The 22387-nt window shown below is 43.4% G+C and carries 29 protein-coding genes; 28 read left to right on the top strand and 1 reads right to left on the bottom strand.

Annotation, left to right across the window (positions count from 1 at the left end; all coding sequences use genetic code 11):
* The 26 genes from BGC07_RS20960 to BGC07_RS17910 form a co-directional block, all read left to right on the top strand.
* On the top strand, window positions 1-415 hold a 415-nt coding region (locus BGC07_RS20960), incomplete at its 5' end, for a hypothetical protein (RefSeq protein ID WP_158007020.1).
* The gene (locus BGC07_RS18030) at window positions 354-1127 is read left to right on the top strand and encodes a phage terminase large subunit family protein (RefSeq protein ID WP_158007019.1); all 774 of its coding nucleotides are present in this window, start codon (window positions 354-356) and stop codon (window positions 1125-1127) included. The genes BGC07_RS20960 and BGC07_RS18030, both read left to right, overlap by 62 nt.
* Complete coding sequence (locus tag BGC07_RS18025) at window positions 1054-2265, top strand: terminase gpA endonuclease subunit (protein ID WP_158007018.1); 1212 nt, start codon at window positions 1054-1056, stop codon at window positions 2263-2265. The genes BGC07_RS18030 and BGC07_RS18025 overlap by 74 nt, the downstream gene beginning before the upstream one ends.
* Window positions 2266-2475 (top strand): gpW family head-tail joining protein, encoded by a 210-nt coding sequence (gene gpW / locus BGC07_RS18020; RefSeq protein WP_069314448.1) that lies wholly within the window; start codon window positions 2266-2268, stop codon window positions 2473-2475. It begins immediately after the preceding gene.
* Complete coding sequence (locus BGC07_RS18015) at window positions 2472-4019, top strand: phage portal protein (RefSeq protein WP_069314447.1); 1548 nt, start codon at window positions 2472-2474, stop codon at window positions 4017-4019. Before gpW ends, BGC07_RS18015 begins: the two co-directional genes overlap by 4 nt.
* Window positions 4020-4119: 100 nt before the next feature.
* On the top strand, window positions 4120-5061 hold the full coding sequence (locus BGC07_RS18010; protein WP_069314446.1) for a head maturation protease, ClpP-related: 942 nt from the start codon (window positions 4120-4122) through the stop codon (window positions 5059-5061).
* A 9-nt stretch (window positions 5062-5070) separates the two neighbouring features.
* Window positions 5071-5442 carry a head decoration protein gene (locus BGC07_RS18005; RefSeq protein ID WP_069314445.1) on the top strand — a complete coding sequence of 124 codons (372 nt, stop codon included), beginning with the start codon at window positions 5071-5073 and terminating at the stop codon, window positions 5440-5442.
* Between the two features lie 15 nt (window positions 5443-5457).
* Entirely contained in the window at window positions 5458-6474 is a 1017-nt protein-coding gene (locus BGC07_RS18000; protein ID WP_069314444.1) for a major capsid protein, read from the top strand.
* Between the two features lie 5 nt (window positions 6475-6479).
* Window positions 6480-6803, top strand: coding sequence for a head-tail joining protein (locus BGC07_RS17995; protein ID WP_069314443.1), 324 nt, complete (start codon window positions 6480-6482; stop codon window positions 6801-6803).
* The gene (locus tag BGC07_RS17990) at window positions 6784-7290 is read left to right on the top strand and encodes a hypothetical protein (protein WP_069314442.1); all 507 of its coding nucleotides are present in this window, start codon (window positions 6784-6786) and stop codon (window positions 7288-7290) included. The genes BGC07_RS17995 and BGC07_RS17990 overlap by 20 nt, the downstream gene beginning before the upstream one ends.
* On the top strand, window positions 7287-7832 hold the full coding sequence (locus BGC07_RS20955) for a hypothetical protein (protein WP_069314441.1): 546 nt from the start codon (window positions 7287-7289) through the stop codon (window positions 7830-7832). The genes BGC07_RS17990 and BGC07_RS20955 overlap by 4 nt, the downstream gene beginning before the upstream one ends.
* On the top strand, window positions 7762-8328 hold the full coding sequence (locus BGC07_RS17980) for a phage baseplate assembly protein V (protein WP_158007017.1): 567 nt from the start codon (window positions 7762-7764) through the stop codon (window positions 8326-8328). Before BGC07_RS20955 ends, BGC07_RS17980 begins: the two co-directional genes overlap by 71 nt.
* Window positions 8321-8608 carry a PAAR domain-containing protein gene (locus BGC07_RS17975; RefSeq protein WP_069314439.1) on the top strand — a complete coding sequence of 96 codons (288 nt, stop codon included), beginning with the start codon at window positions 8321-8323 and terminating at the stop codon, window positions 8606-8608. The genes BGC07_RS17980 and BGC07_RS17975 overlap by 8 nt, the downstream gene beginning before the upstream one ends.
* A 3-nt stretch (window positions 8609-8611) precedes the next feature.
* Window positions 8612-8989: a GPW/gp25 family protein gene (locus BGC07_RS17970; RefSeq protein ID WP_069314438.1), complete on the top strand. Its 378-nt coding sequence runs from the start codon at window positions 8612-8614 to the stop codon at window positions 8987-8989.
* The gene (locus BGC07_RS17965) at window positions 8986-9894 is read left to right on the top strand and encodes a baseplate J/gp47 family protein (protein WP_069314437.1); all 909 of its coding nucleotides are present in this window, start codon (window positions 8986-8988) and stop codon (window positions 9892-9894) included. The genes BGC07_RS17970 and BGC07_RS17965 overlap by 4 nt, the downstream gene beginning before the upstream one ends.
* Complete coding sequence (locus BGC07_RS17960; protein ID WP_069314436.1) at window positions 9887-10504, top strand: phage tail protein I; 618 nt, start codon at window positions 9887-9889, stop codon at window positions 10502-10504. Before BGC07_RS17965 ends, BGC07_RS17960 begins: the two co-directional genes overlap by 8 nt.
* Before the next feature lie 10 nt (window positions 10505-10514).
* Window positions 10515-11774, top strand: a complete 1260-nt coding sequence (locus tag BGC07_RS17955; RefSeq protein ID WP_069314435.1) for a phage tail-collar fiber domain-containing protein — start codon at window positions 10515-10517, stop codon at window positions 11772-11774.
* A 2-nt stretch (window positions 11775-11776) separates the two neighbouring features.
* Window positions 11777-12262 (top strand): hypothetical protein, encoded by a 486-nt coding sequence (locus tag BGC07_RS17950; protein ID WP_069314434.1) that lies wholly within the window; start codon window positions 11777-11779, stop codon window positions 12260-12262.
* Window positions 12237-14345: a phage tail-collar fiber domain-containing protein gene (locus BGC07_RS17945; RefSeq protein WP_069314433.1), complete on the top strand. Its 2109-nt coding sequence runs from the start codon at window positions 12237-12239 to the stop codon at window positions 14343-14345. The genes BGC07_RS17950 and BGC07_RS17945 overlap by 26 nt, the downstream gene beginning before the upstream one ends.
* 34 nt (window positions 14346-14379) lie before the next feature.
* Complete coding sequence (locus BGC07_RS17940) at window positions 14380-15582, top strand: phage tail sheath subtilisin-like domain-containing protein (RefSeq protein ID WP_069314432.1); 1203 nt, start codon at window positions 14380-14382, stop codon at window positions 15580-15582.
* A gap of 17 nt (window positions 15583-15599) precedes the next feature.
* The gene (locus BGC07_RS17935) at window positions 15600-16103 is read left to right on the top strand and encodes a phage major tail tube protein (protein ID WP_069314431.1); all 504 of its coding nucleotides are present in this window, start codon (window positions 15600-15602) and stop codon (window positions 16101-16103) included.
* A gap of 109 nt (window positions 16104-16212) precedes the next feature.
* The gene (locus BGC07_RS17930) at window positions 16213-16449 is read left to right on the top strand and encodes a phage tail assembly protein (RefSeq protein ID WP_069314430.1); all 237 of its coding nucleotides are present in this window, start codon (window positions 16213-16215) and stop codon (window positions 16447-16449) included.
* A gap of 144 nt (window positions 16450-16593) precedes the next feature.
* Window positions 16594-19257: a phage tail tape measure protein gene (locus BGC07_RS17925; RefSeq protein ID WP_069314429.1), complete on the top strand. Its 2664-nt coding sequence runs from the start codon at window positions 16594-16596 to the stop codon at window positions 19255-19257.
* Between the two features lie 2 nt (window positions 19258-19259).
* Window positions 19260-19649, top strand: coding sequence for a phage tail protein (locus tag BGC07_RS17920; RefSeq protein ID WP_069314453.1), 390 nt, complete (start codon window positions 19260-19262; stop codon window positions 19647-19649).
* Entirely contained in the window at window positions 19618-19827 is a 210-nt protein-coding gene (locus tag BGC07_RS17915; protein ID WP_069314428.1) for a tail protein X, read from the top strand. The genes BGC07_RS17920 and BGC07_RS17915 overlap by 32 nt, the downstream gene beginning before the upstream one ends.
* Window positions 19828-19835: 8 nt before the next feature.
* Complete coding sequence (locus tag BGC07_RS17910) at window positions 19836-20855, top strand: contractile injection system protein, VgrG/Pvc8 family (protein ID WP_069314427.1); 1020 nt, start codon at window positions 19836-19838, stop codon at window positions 20853-20855.
* Here the strand turns inward: BGC07_RS17910 and BGC07_RS17905 are convergent.
* Complete coding sequence (locus tag BGC07_RS17905; protein WP_069314426.1) at window positions 20852-21175, bottom strand: hypothetical protein; 324 nt, start codon at window positions 21173-21175, stop codon at window positions 20852-20854. The genes BGC07_RS17910 and BGC07_RS17905 overlap by 4 nt on opposite strands.
* A 56-nt stretch (window positions 21176-21231) precedes the next feature.
* On the opposite strand from BGC07_RS17905, the gene BGC07_RS17900 reads away from it, so the two are divergent.
* Window positions 21232-21936 carry a hypothetical protein gene (locus BGC07_RS17900; protein WP_069314425.1) on the top strand — a complete coding sequence of 235 codons (705 nt, stop codon included), beginning with the start codon at window positions 21232-21234 and terminating at the stop codon, window positions 21934-21936.
* Window positions 21933-22343, top strand: coding sequence for a glycoside hydrolase family protein (locus tag BGC07_RS17895; protein ID WP_069314424.1), 411 nt, complete (start codon window positions 21933-21935; stop codon window positions 22341-22343). The genes BGC07_RS17900 and BGC07_RS17895 overlap by 4 nt, the downstream gene beginning before the upstream one ends.
* Window positions 22344-22387 lie beyond the last annotated feature (44 nt).

Here is a 22387-nt window from a genome sequence, read left to right as displayed (position 1 = left end):
TATTAATAAAGATGAAGAAGCGGGTTCAGATGCTGAGAGTTTAGATTTAAAAACTGCCCGCATTCGTAACCTGGACTCTCAAAGTGACTTACGCGAACTTGAATACCAAGAGCAATTAAATAACGTCGTCAAAATTGATGAAGCAACCGATGTGATTGTTTCAGCTTTTGCTGGGATACGCACTGCTCTTAATAGTTTATCGGGGCGCAGTTCTCATAAATTCGCATCGATCGATAGTCCAGGCGTGATTAAGAAAATGCTTAAAAAAGATATAGAAAACTGTTTAGAACATGCACAAAACGAACTTAGTACGTACATCACAAGACAAGAAAATTTACCTGATGACGAGGGTCATGGAGGCAATCAAGCCAGCGCCGAACAGAACCCCAGCACAGTGGGCGAACCAAGAACGTGAACTACCTGCCGATAGCGCAATCCCTGGTAAATTTGATTGTGGCGTAACCCCTTATGTCACTGACATTTTAGAAGCATCAGTTAATCCCGCATATAAAATGATTGTCGTTTGCATGGGTGCCCAAATGAGCAAAACCGAAATGACACTTAACTTTATCGGGTACACGCTTGATGATGATCCCGTACCGATTATTTATGTGGGCCCAACCAAACATAACATTGAGCAGTATTTTGAACCGCGTGTGCGGCAGATGTTTCGATTATGCGACTCATTAAATGCCAAACAAAGCACGAGCGAAAAAAATAACAAAACCCACTACAAAATAGCAGGGACTAGTTTACGAATGGGCTGGGCCGGTTCTGCTTCTTCTTTGGCCAGCGCACCCGCCGGTCGGGTGATTGTTGATGAATATGATCGCAAACCGTCAAATGAAGAAGGCGATATTCTAAAGCAGGCCAAGGCACGAACACGAACTTATCCCGATGGGATGACATTTGTGATTAGCACGCCGACACGGGGCCACGCGCACACAGAGATTGATCAGGATTCAGGGCTTGAGCTTTGGAAAATACCGGATGAAGAAAGTGAAAAAGAGATTCAATCCCCAACTTGGCGTTTATTTTTGCAAGGCACACGCTATGAGTGGGCCGTCCCCTGTTTTGCCTTGTGGCGAATATTTTGCACCCAAACGACAGCACCTTTATTTTCCTAAAAACTGTACACCGTTTGAGGCAAGGCATAATGCAGGCTTAGTTTGCCCTCATTGTGATGAGGTCATTATTGATAAGGCGAGTCACCGTAGCAAAATGAATAAAAAGGGCCGCTTTATTGCGCCCAGTCAAACCATCAATAAAAAAGGCAAGGTCACAGGCGAGCCGCCACAAAGCACGACCGCCAGTTATTTTATTTCAGGGTTAATGAGTCCGTTTGTAAGCTGGGGAGAGCGGGCAGAAGCCTATGTTCAAGCGATTGATAGCGGCGATCCAAAAGAAATACAGGGGGTTGTGAATTTAGATTTTGGTGAGATTTATGCAGAAGTCGGCGAAACGCCTGATCATCAAGTGCTTTTAGAAAAGCGTGAGCCCTATGATTTCAGACAACTGCATGAACAAGTGCAGATCATTACCGCCGGGGTGGATGTTCAAGGGGATCGCCTCTATTACAGCATTCGCGGTTGGGGCGCTCATTATGAATCTTGGCAACTAGAAAGTGGCTGTTTGTACGGAGCAGGTCGTGGCTCAACTGAGACTCAGCACCAAGAGGTTTGGGATGAGCTCACCACTGTTTTACAGCGTGACTTTGATGGTTTACCGATTCATCGCATTTTAGTCGATTCTGGCTGGAATCCACTGGATAAATCACATCGAGGCAAGGAACAATCGATTCATAAAATTTATGAATATTGCCGGTTATTTCCGAGTTTAGTCTTTCCAGCTAAAGGCTATCCAACGATGGTGCGTAGTTATTCATTTACCACCTTTGATGAAAAGAAAAAATCAAAGGCAGCCAATGCGCGAAATTTACGGCTGATTAAATACAATACGGATTATATGAAAACTTGGCTTTATGCGCGCTTTAATTTTGATAATGGCCAGCGTGGAGCCTTTCATCTTTCAGCCGATGAAAATGGCCCTCAAGATTATTGCCAACAACTGGCCTCAGAATCGCGGCATATTTCAGAAACAGGCAAGGTTGAGTGGAAAAAAGAAGGTGAAAACCACTACCTCGATTGTGAGGTGCTTAATTTAACCGCAGCTCTTAGCCTCAATATTCACAAACTGCAGCCTGTTGTTAAAGATGCCGAACAGGCACCGAAAAAACGACGACGCACCACTTATTCAAGGCGATAAATGTATACACAACAAAATATTGATGATGTGCGCCAAGCGATTATTGACTTGGCCACAGGTAAACGCACGACCTCTGTTTCGTTTAATGGCACAACAGTGAATTATGCGACCGCGGATTTACCTAAATTAGAGCTGCTTTTAAGCAAAATGTGCCAACAAGTCAGCAAAAAAAGCCGTATTTCAACCATTGTCGGTGGTAAAGGCTTATGAAAAACAAAGTGCGCTTTGATTGGAATAAAAAATCATGGTCCGCCGTGAATCAATATGATGGTGCTTCACGAAAAGGTCAGCTCTCTCGTTGGTTTGCAACCGGCGATGGTCCTAATGCGGTGATGATTGATTCGTTAGAAACTTTACGCAATCGCAGTCGCGCCTTAGTACGAAATAATGCCTGGGCGGCTGGGATTATTGAAAGTTATACAGCGAATTTGATTGGTACGGGGATTCGACCCAATTGGAATTTTAAATCTAGAAATATTCCACTGAGTGATGAGCAAAACGATACTTTAAAAAAGGAGTTACAACGTTATTGGAGCTTGTTTAGTCGTCATTGTGATTATGATGGTCACAATGACATATATGGTTTACAAACCTTAGTTACCCGTGAAGTGATGGAGTCCGGCGAATGCTTTTTAATTAAAAAGCCGCGCCGATTGAATAAAATTCCTGTTCCTTTGCAGTTTCAAGTGATTGAGTCGGATTATGTCGACTTAAATTACAGTGAGACTCACGCCAACGGCAATCAGATTCGCATGGGAATTGAATTTAATTCAAAAGGTCAACGGGTGGCCTATCATGTTTGGACTCACCACCCACAAGACAACAATATGACCTCCATCAATAAGCGCCAACGCTTAACGGCAGATAAGGTCATCCATATTTTTAAGCCGATTCGTGCCGGGCAAGTGCGTGGGGTGCCTTGGTTAACTGCGATTATTGCCACGTTAAGAATGCTTGATCAGTATATGTTTGCTGAACTCACACGTAAACAAGCGGCGGCGATGGTGGTGTTTTGGATTAAAAACATGGTGGGCGTTGGCGACCCGAACGATGCAACGTTTTATAAAACCAACAGCGAAGAAAGTAACAGCTCCTCGCCCGAAGATTTTCCGGCCGACTTTATGGGGCTAAATCCAGGCACGACCGTATCACTGGGTGATAATGAAGAAATTGAAATGACGCAACCGGCGGATGTGGGAGCGAATTATGAGGCATGGATACAGCAAGAGCTGCGTAATGTGGCCATTGGTGCCGGTGTGCTTTCTCAACATGTCAGCGGTGATTATTCAGATGCAAATAAAGCGAGTTTACGCGCAGCATTGATTGAGTTTCGGCGCAAATGCGAAGCACTGCAACAACAGTTGATTGTGCATCAACTCTGTCGACCGATTGTGGCGAGCTTTTTAGATACGCTGTCGACGTATAATTTAGTCCACCTTCCAAGCTATTCAGAATATCGCAACGATTACATTGATATTCGTTGGCATGCCCAGCGTTGGCAGTCGGTCGACCCCGATAAAGATGCAGCAACAATTAAAACGATGCTGCGCTTAGGACTCACTAGTTTGAGTGAACAAGCGGCTATGCAAGGGCGTGATGCTGAAGATTTACTCGAAGAGATTGCCAAAGACCAGACACTTATGCAGAAACTAGGCCTTGTGTTTGACTCGAACCCTGGACAGACGGCGACAAATGGCTTGCTGCAGAGTGGTGATGAGTCGATAGATGAAGCCACGAGTACAGCAATACAATAAGGCCGATTAAAGCGGCGGCGCACAAAGAAAACACCAGACGTTTATACATCTTTCACTCCTTTAGCTGCTTCTTTATCTCAAATATATAGGAAAACAACCGATGAAAACAAATTCATGGTTTTCAATGAAAGCCTTGAGCAGTTCGTCTGCAAAAATAGAAATTTATGATGAAATTGGCTATTGGGGCATTACTTCCAAAGAGTTCGCTAATGAGCTTAATGCGCTTGGTAATGAAATCAACGAAATTAAAGTATTAATCAACTCGCCCGGTGGCAGTGTCGATGATGGCATTACCATTTATAGCTTATTAAAAGCACACAACGCACACGTTTCAGTTGAAATTCAGGGCATGGCGGCATCGATTGCCTCAGTGATTGCGATGGCGGGGGATTCGGTCAGCATGAATCACTTAGGGTTATTCATGATTCACAACCCTGCCACTGTCGCTCGCGGTGATGCCGATGAGATGAGAAAAGCCGCCGAAGTCCTCGATAAAGTCAAAAATAACATCATTAAATCCTACACCGCTAAAACGGGCATGAGTGAAGATGCCTTATCAGAACTGATGGATGATGTGAGTTATTTAGATGCTGCCGAAGCTAAATCATTCGGTTTTATCGACAATATTTTACATTCTGAACCTGTCACTAATCACTTTTTTAACCCACAAAACAAAGTGTCTTCCAACCACCTAAAAAGGATACAAAATATGTCCACGAAAAAAACAACGTCCACGCCACCCATTGAAAATAAAACGACAACGAAACCACCGGTGACTGAGAGCCATACAGACCCTGTGGCGGTGGAGCGTGAGCGTGTTTCTAATATTCTCAATTTGTGCAATCAAGCCAATCAAAACCATATGGCGCAAAGCTTGATTAGTAATGGACTCACGCTAGAGCAAGCGCAAAACATTGTTTCAGCGAACGCTGAAAATCAAAGCGATGAGGTGCATATCAACACCACCACCACCCCTGAAACGCCGACTCAAAATAAAAGCAGTTTCGGGGAATTACTCAATAAATTTTGTGAAGAAGGTTAAGGAGACACTATGCCAATTGTATCTGTACAAGGCGCGGTACTGAGTGATGTTTTACTCTACGAGCTGAATAACTCATTAAGCCGCCGCACGGTGATATTAAAAACGGGCAACAAGGCAGTGTATGGCACTGTGCTCGGCAAAATCACCGAAGAAAATAAATACGTTCCATTGGACCCAACCGCTACCGATGGCAGTCAAACGGCGTGTGCGGTCTCCATTGATAATGAAGATGCCAGTAGCGCCGATGGAAAAGTGATTGTTCTAACCAACACAGCGGCGGTGTTTGGTAAGAACCTACAGTGGCCTGAAGGAATCACTAGCGAACAGCAAGCCCAAGCACTGGCTGATTTAGAAAAAACCTTTATTCAAGCACGTAACTAAGAGAGCCTTATTATTATGAATTATCTTTATAACGATGAAGATGCCTTTAAAGCATCAACACTGACCGAAGCGATGAACCTCATTCCTAACACGTATGGGCGCATTAACCAGCTCGGTGTGTTTAGTTTTAAAGGAATCAATACGCGCTCAGTTAGTATTGAATCAAAAAAAGGTCAGCTCGTTTTACTTCAAACCAAAAAATGGGGTGAAGATGGCGACCAAAAAGAGAATGAAAAGCGTATTGTCCGTAGCTTCAGCGTCCCCCATATTCCTCATGACAGTGTTTTAGATGCAGCAGATTTTCAAGATGTACGTGCGTTTGGTCAAACCAGCTCCTTAGAGTCGATGCCACGTGCAACGGCAGAACGCCTAAAAGAAATGAAAGCCGATCATGATATTACTCATGAGTATATGCGGATGCAGTGCATTAAAGGCAAGCTCTATGATGGGGGCGGCACACTTATTTATGATTGGTTTAAAGAGTTTGGTATTAAACAATATACAGTTGAGTTTGACTTTAGCAATGAGAGCTTTGATGTGAAAGCGGCTTGTCGCAAAGTGGTTCGTCACATAAAAGATGGATTATTGGGCGATATTATGGATAAACCCTATGTGTTGGTCGATGCTGAATTTATGGATCAACTCACCAATAACACCCAGGTTAAAGAAGCCTATGAGCGTTGGAATAATGGGGCTGCGCTGCGGGATGACAACTCAAAAGGGTTTACCTTTGCAGGGTTAACTTTTGAAGAGTATGATGCTTCGGTTTCCTTGCCGGGGGGCACTGTCAAAGAGTTTATTGAAACTGCGACAGGATATGGCTTTCCACTCGGAACACGCCAAACTTTCCGTTACTATGCCGCGCCTGCGAACTTTAATAATGCGGTGAACACCATCGGCTTACCTTATTATGCCTCGGCAGAGCCAAAGAAACATAACCGCGGTATTGATATTCATACCCAATCAAACCCTTTATTTATGTGCTTGCGTCCTAGCACATTAGTTAAACTGACCATCAAAGCAAAAAGTTAATTTTTATGTTTGATGATATCGCAATTGCCGCTTTTAAAGCGGCTTGCGCTCGCATTGGTGAGCGCGTCACAAAAGCCGATGGCTCGGAAGTCATTGGTTTATTCGACCAGCACTACATTGATCCTTCGTTAGGGAATGCGGTGGATTTACAAACGACACAATCCACCTTGCGACTTTTATCAAAGGAGGCCGTAGAGATTAATGACGGTGATATTTTAATTATTAAAGACATGAATTATCGCGTTGATCATATCGAACCTATTTATCCGGTGTGTGTTGATATTGTACTCATTCAAAAAGGAGCATCCAGTGGCCGAACTTACACTTGAGCTTAGACAGCTTGAGCAATTAAGAGATGATTTTGCCGCGACAGAGCAACAATACAATCAAGCATTACTTTATACGATAAAAGATTTAAATCGCTGGCTCACGTCTCAGGTCATTAAAGAAGTTAAGAAAAAATACCCTTTAAAACTCAAAGAGATAAAGCGACGATTATTTGGTCGTGCCAAAGTATTTAATCATGAAGCCGTGAGTTGGTTGTGGCTTGGAGTGCGTGGCATGAATGCAAATATTTTTGGTCGAGCCGTTCAAACGCAACAAGGCGTGTATTTACCCAGTATTAAAAAATTAATCCCCGGGGCATTTATTGCCAACGGGAAAATATGGCAGCGCAAAAGTCGATCTCGCATGCCCATTATGACTCCCACAGTTGAGCTGGATTTTGACGGTTTACTTGATAAATACAGCGTATTAGCGGAGAAAAAGTTTTACCACATTTTAGATGATAAGTTGAGGAGTACCACACAGCGATGATTCAAAAATTACATGACTTTATTATTAATACGCTGTCTGAAAAAATTGAACCCGTTCAAAGTGCGGATTATTACTGCACAGAAAAAGGTCAATTTGCAACACCGGCATTGTATTTAGAATTGACAGAACTTCACTCCAAAAAGAAAAGCGATGGTTCTTTAGGCTGTACCGCTCATTTTCAATTAGATTGCATTGTTGCCAATAAAAGCAATACGGCCCATATTGATGCCCAGCATTTAGCGCTTGAATCCGCTTACCAGTTAAGTCATGCCGAATTCTATAAGGCCGAAGCTAAAAATCTACACATTCGCACGATTCGGAGTAATGATTTTAGCCCCGATTATGAAGGGGCTAAAGCCTGGACGGTTGAGTTTAGTGCTGAATTTACTTGGGGTGAGTCGAGCTTTAACTTCGTTAAACCTGACAAGGCATTTGTTGGAATTGCGCCTAAAACTGGCCCTAAACACATTGATGATTATCGGGAATACGACCTTGGACAATCCAATAGAGATTCAACTCAAACAACTGAGTTATCAAATTAATGACTTACGCCGCCGACTCTATCAGCTTTGCCGTATTGGCAACGTTGTTGAGCTAGACGCAAAAAACGCCCGAGCTAAAGTTAAATTTATTCAGGATAATTCGGTTTTAATTTCTGAGTGGATGCGCTGGAAACCGCTTAGAGCGAATAAAAATACCATTTGGTGGACGCCACAAATTGACGAGCAAGTCGAAGTTATTGCCCCCTTTGGTGAGCCGTCTCAGGCGTATATTTCAGGAAGTTTTTACAGTCAAAGTTTTGTGCCGCCCGATAACAGCGAAAAACATTTTACCATCGCCTTTGAAGATGGTGCACAACTGCAATATGACACAGAAAAAAGCAAATTAAGTATTAAAACAACAGGAGATATTAACTTGAATTGCAAAAATTACAGCTTAACCAGTAGTGGCGATGTGTCGGTTCAATCCACTGGCAGCATTAGCAATACCGCGACTGAAAATTTAAACCTGAACGGGAAACAAATCAACATTGGCTAATTTAGCAGTGCGTTTAAATGATTTTTCCAGCGGCCACGGCTGCTTTCCTCCTCAAGTGGCCACCTCGGCGTGTTCAAAAGTATTTATCGAGGGTAAGCTCGCTGTTCGCATTGGTGATAGTTGGTCACCCCATACCTGTGGCAGTAACACCCATGATGCCGTGTCGAGTGTCGGGTCGATGAAGGTCATGATTGAGGGTAAAGGGGTGGTCAGAGCCAATGATCCACTCAGTTGTGGCTCAATGGCACAAAGTGGCGCGACCAAGGTTTATATAGGGTAATGCATGAAAAATACGCTCGATCAACTTCAAGGCATGTGCAGTCAAACCGGTAAATCTCTCCAAGGGATTGATTATTTATTTCAATTGATTGGCGATTGCTTAACGACCCCTAAAAATACCCGTGTGATGCGGCGGTGGTATGGCACTACTTTATGCGAAATTTTAGACGCACCGATCACAGACAGCATAAAAATTGACATTGTCATGGCCTGTGATGGCGCACTTAAAAATCTATCGAAAGAACTTCAAGATCAAGGCTTACCTTATTTCAAAGTGAGCTCAACCCAAGTTGAAGCGCTCGACAATGGAAAATTACGCCTATCGATTAGTTTCGCGACCTATCCCGATGGCCAATCCTATCAATACAGTGAGGCGATATGAGTAATACCTTAAATTTGGCCCAAGTGCCTGCGCCAGATTTTGGTGTGATTAAAACTTATGATGAGATTTATCAAGAATGTCTCGATACTTTTTATGAAAAGCTCAAAGAACAGGGGGTGACGGTTACTTTAACGAACTCTGACCCTGCGATTATTTCAATTCAAAATGCCAGTTATCGCGAGTACATTCGTCGTCAAGACATTCAGCGCGCCGGTGAACAAAATTTAATTGCTTATGCCAATCAAACCAACCTCTATAATCTAGGGGCTTTTTATGGCTTAACGCCCGAAGCCGGTGAAGATGATGAAACCTTTCGGCAGCGTGTTTTAGCCGCACCGGCATTATTATCAGTGGCCGGTCCTATTGATGCCTATGAAGCCTTGACGATACAAGCGGCGCCGTTAGATGTGCAAAGTGCCTATGTGCCGACAATGCCACCGGAAGGACAAGAAGGCACGGTCACAGTGACAGCACTTAAAAAATTAACCAGCACAGTTAGCGATGCCGATTTAAAAAATACCATTTTAACTGCGCTATCCAAAGAGAAGGTTCGACCTAATAATGATCAAGTGGTTGTGAATGTGGTTTCTAAAGAAACAGCGCTTAATTATTCGATTAAGGGGACCATTTTTATTCCGTCGGGACCATCGGCCTCCACCATTCTAGAACCGGCCTATGCGGCATCAAAATTATTTGCTCGCAATAATTATCGACTAGGCGGAGAAGTCACCCCGAGCGCTGTGAGTGGGGCGATTTATGCCTACATTGCCAAGCAATCTGACAGCGAACAATCGCCGATCATTGATATTGAACTCGAAGAACCTGCAAACAAAATTATCCCAACAGCGACTCAAGCGGCTTATTGTGCGGATGATCAAATTAATTTAACGGTGAAAAATGTCTAAACTGACCACTCCAAATGCGACAGCAATACAAATTGCATTAGATGCGGCGGCAGAAAAAGTATGCGTGAATGATTTTGATTTTAGTGTGCTGTATCACCCGTATTCATGTCCGCTTAAATTCCTGCCTTGGCTCGCTCAATTCGTTAAAGTCGATTATTGGGATGAGAGTTGGCCCGAGCAACGAAAGCGCGATGTAGTGGCCAATAGCTTGATTGTCCATCGTTTTAAAGGCACGCCTTACAGCATTAAAACCGCCCTGACTTCGGTGGGAATTAAGGCGAATTTACTTGAGTGGTGGAAGCTAGAGACGCCCAAGCCATTTAATTTTGAAGTGCAAGCTTATGTTACGCAAAACGATGTCACTCAGGATTTACTCGACCGCACCTATAACGCAGTCGTGAACTCAAAACGGGCGAGTGATCGCTTTGTTTTAAATTTAATCGCCCAACCCTCAAATCAGCTTTACATCGGCTCAAGCGTTGAAGTTTATGAATATCGCCAGGTAAATGTGGAGCTTTGTATTCCTGTTGAATACGACCAGCCTTTATTTGTTGGCAATGCCTATGAAGGGCTTGCCATTGTAGAAATCGACGCCTTCATTGAACTCTAAGAGAACACCCATGACAGACCAAAAAACAATTATTCCAACCATTACCGATGTTGGGATGAACGCTTTAATTAATGCTCAACAAAAAGGCATCGCCTTAGTAATCGATCATGTCTCACTTGGGACTGGCTTACATCAGCCCAGCAAATTAGATACACAGCTTTTAAAACCCTTTAAAGACACGCCCGTTGTGTCGGTGCAAGATATTGCCTTAGGTGAAATTCGCTCAACCATTGTTGATTCTTCGAATGATCGTTATAGCGTCACCGAAGTCGGTTTTATGACTAAAGACAATGTATTGTTTGCGATTTGGTCTACGGATGATGCCGCCAACCCCTTGCTTCAAAAAACCCCCGTTTCTCAATTGACCGTGCCTTACAATATTGCAATCTCGGGTCAACCTCAAATTACAATTACTAGCACGGGCCAATCTGTTTATCCGCAGGCGACCCCCGATAAGCAAGGGGTGATTCAGCTTGCAACAGAGACAGAAGCATTAAACAAGGGCAACACTGAGCATGCAATTACTCCCGAAACTTTAAATCACGTGATTAATATTTTGCGCCAACCTCAGACTTTTTATGTCGATAACCAAGATGGTGATGATGCCGCCGATGGTTCCGAAGATCACCCCGTGACCACGATTGATCAAGCGGTTAAGTTATGTTCCTCGATGAGCGAGCGCAATTTTGTTTATCTCAAAGGCGCGCAAACTCATACCGTACAAACACAACTGCCTGTTGAAAATAAATACATTGTTTTTAGAAGCTGGGGAGATAATGCGGCGGTTATTGCCAATCAACAAGTTACAAACGATCGCGCCTCTGGTTTTATACCGACAGGGGGTTCCGTGCTTTCTTTTTATAATATTGATTTTATCACCGCAGATTTACCCGACTCGGTGAATTGGTCAGGCATGGTAACACGCTACGATGATCAAGCAGGAACTGTTAAAACCTATCAATGTAATGTGACCTGTCAGAGCGCATTTATTCAGATTCCAAGCGGGCCCGGAATTATTAATATTGCGATGTATGGCGGTGCCATTAAATATAACCCCACCGGTAAACGCCCCAATGTGATCATCAATGAAGCGGCCCATCCTGTTTATGCTCATATTACCAGCAGTTTTCAGGATTTAAATGGTAACTCGATTGATAGCACTCTGCTTAGAAAAACAATTTTTTCAGAGCGCGCTTTTAATAAAAACGCAAGCTCGTCTCAGCAGCCGTTTAATATTTTATCCAACATTGATTTGTCGCAAGGAGCTTAAGTGTGATTGTCTCTTTGACCTGCAACAGTGTCTATTACCCTTCGTTTGATACAGAAAACCCACCTGTGAAAGTGCCTGAACCGATTATTTTGGCGGCAGTGAAGGTGAAGCTATGTGATCAAATTGATTTAGCCTCCATTGCCGCACGGAGCAATATTGTTGATGATGGCAGTGATCCTGAAGTGTCACGCCAGCGTTATCAAGAGGCTGTTAATTATCTCCAAACAGCGACCCCCAACGATCAAGATTACCCTTTTCTTTATATCGAAGCGGGGCGTTTGGATGAAAATATTGAGCAGTTTGCAACGGAAGTTATCACTCAATATGAAGCTGAGCAAGTTGCATTAGCAAAAATAGAAAGTGATCGCGCTTTTGGTAAAAAACAAGTGAGCGCTGCAAAAGATCAACAGTCTGCAATTTTCGCAGAGACACAAGCAAAAACTCAAATCGATGAGGTGGTGAATGATTATAAAACCGATACTGACTGATGTCGGTCGTGAAGCTCTGGCCAATGCAAAGTCAAAAGGAACAAACCTGGTGATTAGCCACCTTGCTGTGGGGAGTGGGATTTGGCAAGCGGATAAAACCGCAACGGCGCTCAAGCACCAAATTAAACGCATTAATGAAACCGGCTATCAAGATTTAGACGCCGCGCAAGTTCGAGTGGAATTTATCGATGATACGACAGATGCTTATGTTGCTTATGAAATTGGCTTAATTACTGAGGATGGTATTTTATTTGCTGTTTATTCCAGCAATGACCAGAATAAACCCGTTTTGCAAAAAGCCAGTGCGACGCCCTTATTGCAATATTATAATTTAGGCTTTTCTAACACCGATAATATTGATTTTGTTCAGGGACAAATTAATTTACCGCAAGCGACCGAAGTGGTGAAAGGAGTTGCGTATACGGCAACAGATGCCGATATGGTGACAGGAAGCAATGACAGTAAAATCGTAACGCCTAACAAATTATCAAACAATATTTTACCGATTCAGGGATTAAAGTTTCCTGATGGCTATATTCAAAAAACAGTTTCATATAACCTTACCAATCCCAACGGAACCGCAAAAAACTTAGCCCCTGACTTTGATTTAAATGATTTATTTACCTCTGGTATTTATTGCGGTGTCCCCAAAAATAATCCCATCGGCGATACGAACCCTGGTGGTGAGTGGTTTAATTTTCTTGTGATGGGAAATGGCAAAGACTCTGCTTCTCAATTTGCAATCCCCTGGTCTAATTTAGGGCGGGGTGTTTGTGTTAGAACAACGCAAAAAGGAAAAGAGGGGTGGAGCTCATGGGCGAAACTCAATACGCAGGATAAAATTTACAACTCGACTGGCTGTAAAATTGATTTTGCTAATAATGTGCTTAATTTTTATTACAATAATAAACGAATTGCTTGGGTCGGTGATGGTGACATTCATTTAGCTTCACCTGATAATGCGATCACCTTTGGTGATGGAAGCTCGCAAAAAACCGCCTCTTGGAGAATGGTGGCACCGTCAGGTCGCTGTCTAAATGCAGCAAATAGCGATGCAAATACGTTTAATAATCAGGCCGGGGTGTACGCAGGAACCGGCAATGGCTGGAAAAATACTCCTAAATCACTCGGTTTTCTGATTGTTTATCCTTATGCGGACAATGATGGATGTTATCAAGAGTTTGTTTCGTTTGAAGATATTACAAAAACGGGCTATCGCAAATATAGCCGAATCTTAGCGCGTGATGGTAAAACCTGGTCTGAATGGCAGAGAATAGATAGCCTACTTGTTGATGCCAATCAGTTTTGTTTTAACACGAATGACTGGAATGGCCACACCCAAACAAAGTTCCACTATTCTTGGGAATGTAAAAATAGCCCGTCGAATCGTGTCTTTTACAATGGCTTCACTTGTTTTGTCGATGACAACGCCCATAAAAAGACATTTCAACTGATTCAGGATGACCAAGGTCGGGTTTATTCACGCGCCCAATATATTAATAGCGATCAAACCCCATCAGAAGAACCTTATAGTTTATGGATTCGCAATGATAATACGCCGGATGCCATTAGAAGCAATACGCTAAACCGTACACAAAATGCGGATGGTTCTTTGCAGGTTGATATTAAAGTAGCAACACAAGCCGAAGTGAATGCAGGCAATGCAGATACATTTGTAACGGCTAAAAATCTACACGGTTCACTCGTTGGTCAATTTCAAAAAGTATTAGATATTGAGAACGGCCAACCTGATCAAGACTATGATATTGAGTTCACCGCTCAATCTGGCAATTTAGGCAATTGCTTAATTATGGCTCAAGCCTCAGCAACGAAAGGTGCAAACGGTACACGGGGAGCGATGGTACAAATTATCGACCCTTCCGGGGTGGTACGTGTCGAGCATTACTCTTACAGCATGGAATATGAACAACGCGGCTCAGCCGGGCACGGCTCTGCCACTTATTCGGTGTTTCTAGGTAAACATACCACTCAAACGGGTTGGAAAGCTCGATTTACTGCCCCACCGGGAGCAGCTCGTGGCGTCTCTAACCGGAAACTCAGCGTGACAATGGTGCCTTTTTAATCTCTTTCTTTTCAACACAACACAGGAAAAAACTATGGCAGATTTTGTGCATGGCGTGGTTTCGTCTATCTCTGATAATTCGACACGCTCAATTAGTGCGGTGGCCACCTCAGTCATCGGTATTGTTGGAACCGCAGGCTGGGCGGACCCTGCAAAATTCCCAGTGAATACGCCCGTTTTAGTCAACGATGTAACGCAACTCGCAGGCTTAATTAGCAATAAACCCACGAAGGAAACGGATCCACCGATTACACAAGGTTCGTTGCCGGATGCGCTCAATTTAATGTTTGATCAAGCGAATCTTACTTGTGTCGTTATTCGAGTGGATGAGGGAGCCGACGATAAAACAACACAAACAAATATCATTGGCGGGGTCAATGGCTCCGGCCACCGAACAGGAATGCAGGTATTGATTGATGCGCAAAGCGTTTTAGGACTCACCCCTAAAATATTGTGTGTGCCTTCATTCTCAAAAATTGTTGATGTGGCCAGCGCCTTATGCACATTAACTGATGAGATGGATGCTTTTTGTTATTTGGATGGTCCAGGCAGCTCGGCCTCCGATGCCATTAAAATATTAACGGCAGAATCATCGCCTTTAACCGGCTATAACAACGCCATGCTCTGCGATCCTTGGATTAAGGCCGCAGGAGTGGCTGATATGATCCCACCGTCTGCATTATGGGCGGCGATTCGCGCCAAAACAGACAATGAAAAGGGAGTATGGCGCTCGTCATCGAATCAAAAGGTCAATAGCGTTATTGGAACCAGCTACCCGGTTGAGTATGCAAATAACCCGTCATCGACCTCAAACTTACTGAACGGAGCAGGCGTCGCCTGTATCGTGAATTATGGCGGTGGTTTTAGGACATGGGGAAACTACACCTGTGCGTTTAAAACAGATTCGCAATTCGCTTTTGAGCCTGCCCGACGTGTTGCCAGTATGATTAGCGACACACTTGATGAAACATTGATGTGGGCGGTCGATTTACCCACAAACGCCTCTTATTTTAATAATGTGACAGCATCGATTAATGGGTTTATGCGGGATTTATCCTTGCAATCAGATAGCGCAGTGAATGGCACCTGTACAGCAAACAAAGATTTAAATACAGAAACTGCACTGGACCAAGGTCAATCTTATTTTGATATTGATTTTAGTGTCGCCTCTCCGGCTCAAACCATTAATTGCAAGCTAACAAAACAATTGCAAAGCACATCTTCCAGTAATTCATAAAAATTAAGGAAACGAGCATGGCATTAGCACAAGGCATACGCCTTTTTAATTTAGTGATTGCCGGTCAAGGACAGGCCGGAGCGGTAACTGATATTCAATTGCCCGAAGTAAAAGAAACCATTGAGGAATTTAAAGGAGGCTATATGTCCTCGGTGGGGATTCCGGTGGGACTAGAAAAAATGGAGTTAGAGTTTACCCTGCATTATTCCAGTGCTGACACCTTGAGCTTATTTGGGCTTGAGGCCGGTAAAACAGCGACCTTTGTTTTTACCCCAGCGCTGGAAAATGAAAAGGGCGTTGTCGGTTTAAAAGCCACTATTCAAGGGCGGATTATCGGCGTTCAAACCGATCCCATTTCATCGGAATCTATTTTTAAACAAAAATTCACAGTTCAAGTTTCTTCTTATGTCCTCGAACAAGAGGGCACAGAGCTTTATAACATCGATATTGAACGATGGATTTATAAAGTGCGTGGACAAGATCGTTTAGCCGCAGTGCGAACAAAAGCCGGTATTTCTTAAAAAAGAAGCCCTCTGCTGAGGGCGTTTTGCTGTACTTCTTGCGGACTTGATTAACGCAAGAGGCTCACTATAGAACAAAAACATTTTTAAAATCAACAGGAAACATCTCATGACGACAGAATATACATTAAAATATCCCACTCAAAACATTAAAACACTCAACATTCGCCGTATGACCGTCGGTGATCGCTTTAGAACAAAAGACATTCAAAATGAACTTGAGCATGAAATACAGATGGTCGCGAATTTAACGGACCATACTCAAGACGACATTTTACAGTTGGATAATAGCGATTACTTTGCGGTGGTTAATATTATTAATGCTTTTACCGATTTGCCAGCTTAAAAGAACTTAGGCTGGCAGTTTTCAGTTTAAACAAATCCTCCCGCTTAGGCATCGATTTTATTTTAGGACTTTCTGAAATCGAATTGTCTGAGTGGATGGACACCGCAAAAGAACACCAAGATTTAGTCAAGCAGGCGGTTGATCATGAATTCAGACAACAAAAGCATCAGTCTTAGGATTGGTGCTGAATTAGGCTCTAGCTTTAAAAAAACGTTTGAAGGTGCCGACAATCGCCTGAAACGATTAAATTCAACGGTTAAAGATTTTAAAAAGCAGATGGGCAATGTGTCTGCTTTACAAAAACAGGAGGCTAAAACCAAGCAAGCAGGTAAAGCCTGGCGAGAGGCCTCTCATAAAATTGCCGACTACAAAAAAACGCTAAAAGAATTAGAATCACCCACCAACAAACAACTCGTAAAATTAAACCGCTTGGCCGGCAATGTGCGCCAAGCAGAAATTAACTTTTCAAGTTTTCAGGAAAAAGTTAATCGCTCAGGTCAAGCAACTCAAAAGCAAACCGAAAAACTCACTGCGCTCGGTATTAAGCTTAAAAAAGCAAAGATGGCCAGCGCGGACTACCAAGAAGAAGTTAAATTATTAACCACCGTTACCAGCAAGCATCAAGCTAAATTAGCGGGCCTGGTTAAAACGGCGAATAAGGCTCAAAGTGCGTTTAATAAAGAGCGCAATTCAGCGACCACTTTACGCCAATCACTCTCACAAGCCGGGATTAATACACGGGAGTTAACCCAGGAAAATAAGCGCTTAGAAAACTCAATGAAGGCGGTAACGAGCCGTGCCGATCGTTTAAATGCTTCACTCAATCGCATTCAGCAAAACCGTGATCATCGTGCTGATTTGCGCGGGGGCCTGATGGAAACGGTGGCCACCACCGCAGCGGCTGCTTTTCCGATTGTGAATGCAGCAAAAGCGCAAGAATCGAGCGATTATCTCAATACCGTTTTATCGTTAGGCAAAGTGGATCCGAAAGTTGCACGTTTAGCTAAAAATGCGTCGCTCAACGCTGCACGCATGGGTGTAACAACCTTTGCCGGTGCCAATGAAATTCAATACGCCTTTAATTCGGCAGGCTTAGGGAATACCTCTGGACGTGAAGCGGTGGTACCGGTGGCAAAAGCGGCGCGTTTAATGAAGGTGGATAATGCAACGCTTGCCAATGATGTGGCCGGTGCGATTAACAACTTCTACAAAGATAAAATCAACATGAATGACCCGAATGCGGTCAAAAAAGCCAATACGGAGGTGACGGATTTATTCACGGCGGCACAAATGAAGTTCCACTATCAGGACTTTAGTGCCATCAATGAGGCTTTAAAATATGCCGCCGGTTCTATGCAGCAGCAAGGTGTGGATTTAGGGCAAGGGCTCACTGTGCTGGGGATGATGGCCAACGGGCGTGTTGCCGCCAGTACCCAAGGGACCGCCCTTCGTGCCATATTGACCCAGCTTTCTGCTAAAGGAAATGCCAGTCAATATATTGTCCGCGACACTCAAGGCAATATGGAATTGCTCGCCACACTGAAAAATTTAAAGGAGAACTTATCGACCGATAAAGACGAACAAATCAAGCAGCTCACCGGCATTTTTGGCAGTGAGATGGCCAGCCCCATTGCTCAAACTTTAAATGCGATGAAAGAGGCTACCAAAGACTACACCGACCTTATGAAAAATGCACCGGGGATTGTCAATCGCAAATATGCCGAGATGGCCAAACACACGTCATTTAAATGGAAAAAACTCACCTCAAATTTAGATGTGCTTTCAATGACGATTGGCGGCCCGATGCTGGATGTGGTCAACGGCATTATCACCCCACTCACCTCCCTAGTCGTTGGAGTCAGTGAAGCCTCCCAAGCTTTCCCAAATTTTACCCGCGTTTTATTTAGTGCGTTAAGCGCGTTAGCCGTGTTTAAGGTCGGGAAGTTTGCCTTTGGTTATGGAAGTGCTTTGCTTGGACAAGTCGGCAATTATGCCCGACTGGGCGGCTCTTATTTAGGTGCAGGCGGTGGTGCTGTCAAAGAAGGTAGCAGTTGGCTCTCACGGCTCAAACCCAAGTGGCTCGATAAAGTGGGTAAAAGCAAGCTCGGTAAAATGGGGGGTAAAGCCTTGGGCGGTTTAGGTAAGGCCGGAGGTCTTATCAGTGCGGCTACTGCTACACCGGTTTATGTGACGAATATGGGAGATTTAGGTGGTAGCTTGGGCTCAACGCTTGGCAATATTGAGAAAAAAGGCCCACTGAAAGAGGCGAAAAAGCTCGGTCGTTTAGGGCGTATCGGTGGCGTACTAGGTAAGTTTGGCAAAGTGTTAGGACCGCTCGCTCTACTCGGCACGGGCATGGATATTTTAAGCACCTCCACAAATGAGGCATTGACTGGCCACCAAAAAGCAAAACGTATTGGCGGTGATGTGGGTGGCTTGTCTGGTGGCGCCATTGGGGCGATTGCAGGGGCTGCGATTGGCTCGGTGATTCCCGTGGTCGGCACTTGGATTGGTGGCGTGGCAGGCTCTTTAATTGGCAGCTGGTTTGGAAATAAAGCCGGTCAAAAAATTGTTGATTTGGTTGATCCGAAAGAGCACGTCAAACAGATGGCTACAAGCCAAGTTAATAATCACAATAGCCAACAGCAAAATGAAATCACAATAAACAATCACATTAACCAAAGCATCAACAGCAGTCAGGGACAATCAGCACAAGATATTGCTAAGCACAGTGCCAACGAGCTCAAGCAACGAATCTATGATATTAACCCGATGTATGATGCGATTGCGCTGGGAGGTCAACCTTGAAAATGATGAAGCTCGGCAGTTTTCACTTTTCGGTGAAGACTGCCAGCTACAATAAACTACAACGCAAAACCTCAATGCGCTGGGCAAAAAACGAACCATTTGGAGGTGGTCAGAGTTTGCAGTTTTTAGGCCAGGGCGAAGACAGTATTAGCTTGGATGGAGTGATTTTTCCCTACTATCAAGGCGGCTTAGATCAAGTCGATACAATGAGGAAAATTGCCCAAGAGGGTAAGCCGCTTTTACTCGCTGATGATAGCAAGGTCCATGAATACTGGGTCATTGAAGAGGTCACCGAAACCCAATCGAAATTCATTGGCCAAACGCCTCAAAAAATCGAGTTTAATTTAAGGCTACTTTACTATGGCACAGATATACAAAACCAAAAGCAATAACGTGGTGGATGAGATTTGTTATCAGTTTTATGGTGAGCGCAGTGATGCCTTAGATGCCGTATTTAAATCAAATCCGACTTTATCTAGTTATGGCACTCACCTCCCCGCCGAACTCACTTTAATTTTACCGGACCTTCCCGAAGCACAGACCGAAGAAACCCAACAATTATTTAATTAAGGACAATCATGACTCCGACTTACTCTATTGTAAATTATGGGCCAGACGGCACCATTAATGATCGCACCGAAGCGTTTAAAGGCCGTCTACTCTCTATGACCGTGAACGATTATTCTGGCATGTCGAGCGACAGTGTGACCTTTGTACTCGATGATGCAGATGGCAAATTAATTGCCCCGGACACTAAAAGCTCAATTCGCGTTAACCTCGGTTATGAAGGCAGCCCTTTAGTGACGATGGGCGAATTTACTGTCACACAAACCACCTACTCCGGTTGGCCTCGACGACTCACTGTAACGGCCACCTCAATGGACATGTACGTTGGCTTAAAAGAAGTGATGAGCCGCAGCTTTAGCAATAAAACCGTCAAAGAAATTATTGAGGAAATTGCCACCAGCAACGTAAATACCAATGAAAAGATGTATGAAGTAACCGTCGGCCACGATGTCGCCGATCAAGTGGTAAAATACATCGCACAAACCAATGAAAGCAGCATGAACTTTTTAACGCGCTTTGCTAGAGATCGGGGCTGTGTTTTTAAATGTACGCATAATCGAATTGTGTTTGTGACCGCAGGGACAGGTAAAAGGGCTTCGGGGGTGGATTTAGACCCTATAAATATCGATGTCCAAACAGGTAATGTTTTAGACTACATAGTCTCATATGATCGTCGTCTACAATACAACACAGTGCGGGCGCATTATCATGATTTTGCCACTGGCCTCGCTGGTAAAATTGATGCTGGTTCTGGTAAAAAACCAATCTATGTGATGCCTAATTATCTAGCAAATGAATTAGAGGCATCAGTGTCGGCCCATGCTGAGCTTCATAGGCTTCAACGATGCAAAGGTCAATTCAGTGTAAATCTAGTTGGCAATCCTTTTTTGATGGCGCAATTCCCCGTTAATTTAACAGGGGTTAAAAAAAATATCGATGAACAATGGGTTGTTAGTCAAGCGACTCATCAATACATTGAGGGTAGAGGTTATACAACTAGGATAGAAGGAAATATAAAACTAAAGCTTTAATCCCATAACTGCTGGGGTTTGTGTTTATATGTTTCGCTTAATGGAATTCCTTTTAATTTATGTTTGTCTGCAGCAGCTTGTTTCTCTGCTTCTGAATATGAAACACACCACTTTGACCCACTATATTTTATGCTTTGCAAGCACATTTTGCAGTCGTCCTTTTTAAGGCCGATAGTGCTACATTTAATTTTTTTCCATTTAGAAAAATCAATATGAAGTGGTTTTTCTGGCTCTGAAAGTGTTGCCCTATTCGCAAATGAAGGTAACACCAACACCATAGCAAAAGAACAAGCAGTAATTACAGCAAATAATTTATTCATAATTTTACCCTTCAAATAATAACCACACTTTAACTGTGTTAATGGAGTTCGTCTATATGGCTACCGGCTTTGATACTGGCTATTTAAAATATTCCAGTACACTTACTGATTTACAAACTAAATTGTATCCCGCTGGAATTGACCTTCAAAAATACTCGGATACGATGGCAGGCTTGCATGGAGATATAGGTGGCAAGCTTACCGATTATTCCAACAGTATAATCCAAACAACCCAATACGATGCAGCGGCTAACTCTTGGATTGATGGGGATTGGGCAGGAGTCACAAAATCCATTTGTGATGGTGTTAACAATGCAATGAGCGGCGCAATATGGGATAAGCTAGAACCCGCGATGAATTGCTTAAATGCCATTGATCCTGACGATCCGAACGCTCAAGAGCAATCTCAAGCGTGTATCAATTCACTCGAATCAGCCCTTATAGAAATAGGCGAAGAAGGAAATAAACCATTTGATACTCGCACCAAATTAACTGAGCTATCCAATGAGGTCATCAGTAGCGTTGGCGGAATGCTTTCTTATATTCAAATTGGTACCGACTTTATGGATAGTTATGGCTGTTGCTTTAGTGCCGCTTCTCAAATTAACCCTGATGCCGGTGAACTTTACTCTTCTTCTCAAGATATACGCTCTAAAGTCGATAGTGGTGCTATGCAGTCTAAGGATATTGCTAATACAGTTAAAAATAGCGTGGGACAGATTTTAAATGTCCAAGATCGTTTTGAGGAGTTGGTATCATGAATAAGCAAGAATTAATTGATTCGCTCAAAGAGTCGGAAGGTGTTCGTTTCAAGCCTTATCGTGATACTGTTGGTAAGTTAACGATTGGTGTCGGCCGTAATCTTGATGATTTAGGTATTAGTGACGATGAAGCAAATTACTTGCTCAATAATGATATTGAACGAGTGTTAGACCAATGCACATCCCTGCCCTATTGGCTAAGTTTGAACGACGAGCGTAAAGCTGTTATTGCTGAAATGCTTTTTAATCTTGGCCTTTCGGGAGTTAAAAAATTTAAAAATATGTCTGCAGCGCTTAAAGAAAACAACTTTGATAAAGCGGCTGCAGAAATGCTGAATTCTAAGTGGGCCAATCAAGTAGGTAATCGCGCTGTGAGGTTGGCAAACAGGATGAAGCTCGGTTGCTGATGTGGTTGAATTATAAGTTGTCGCCAATTGGCGACAACTTAAAA

Source organism: Piscirickettsia litoralis (assembly GCF_001720395.1).
GTDB lineage: Bacteria > Pseudomonadota > Gammaproteobacteria > Piscirickettsiales > Piscirickettsiaceae > Piscirickettsia > Piscirickettsia litoralis.
The sequence above is the reverse complement of the archived record's forward strand: the minus strand, read 5'-3'. Positions and strand labels throughout refer to the sequence as shown.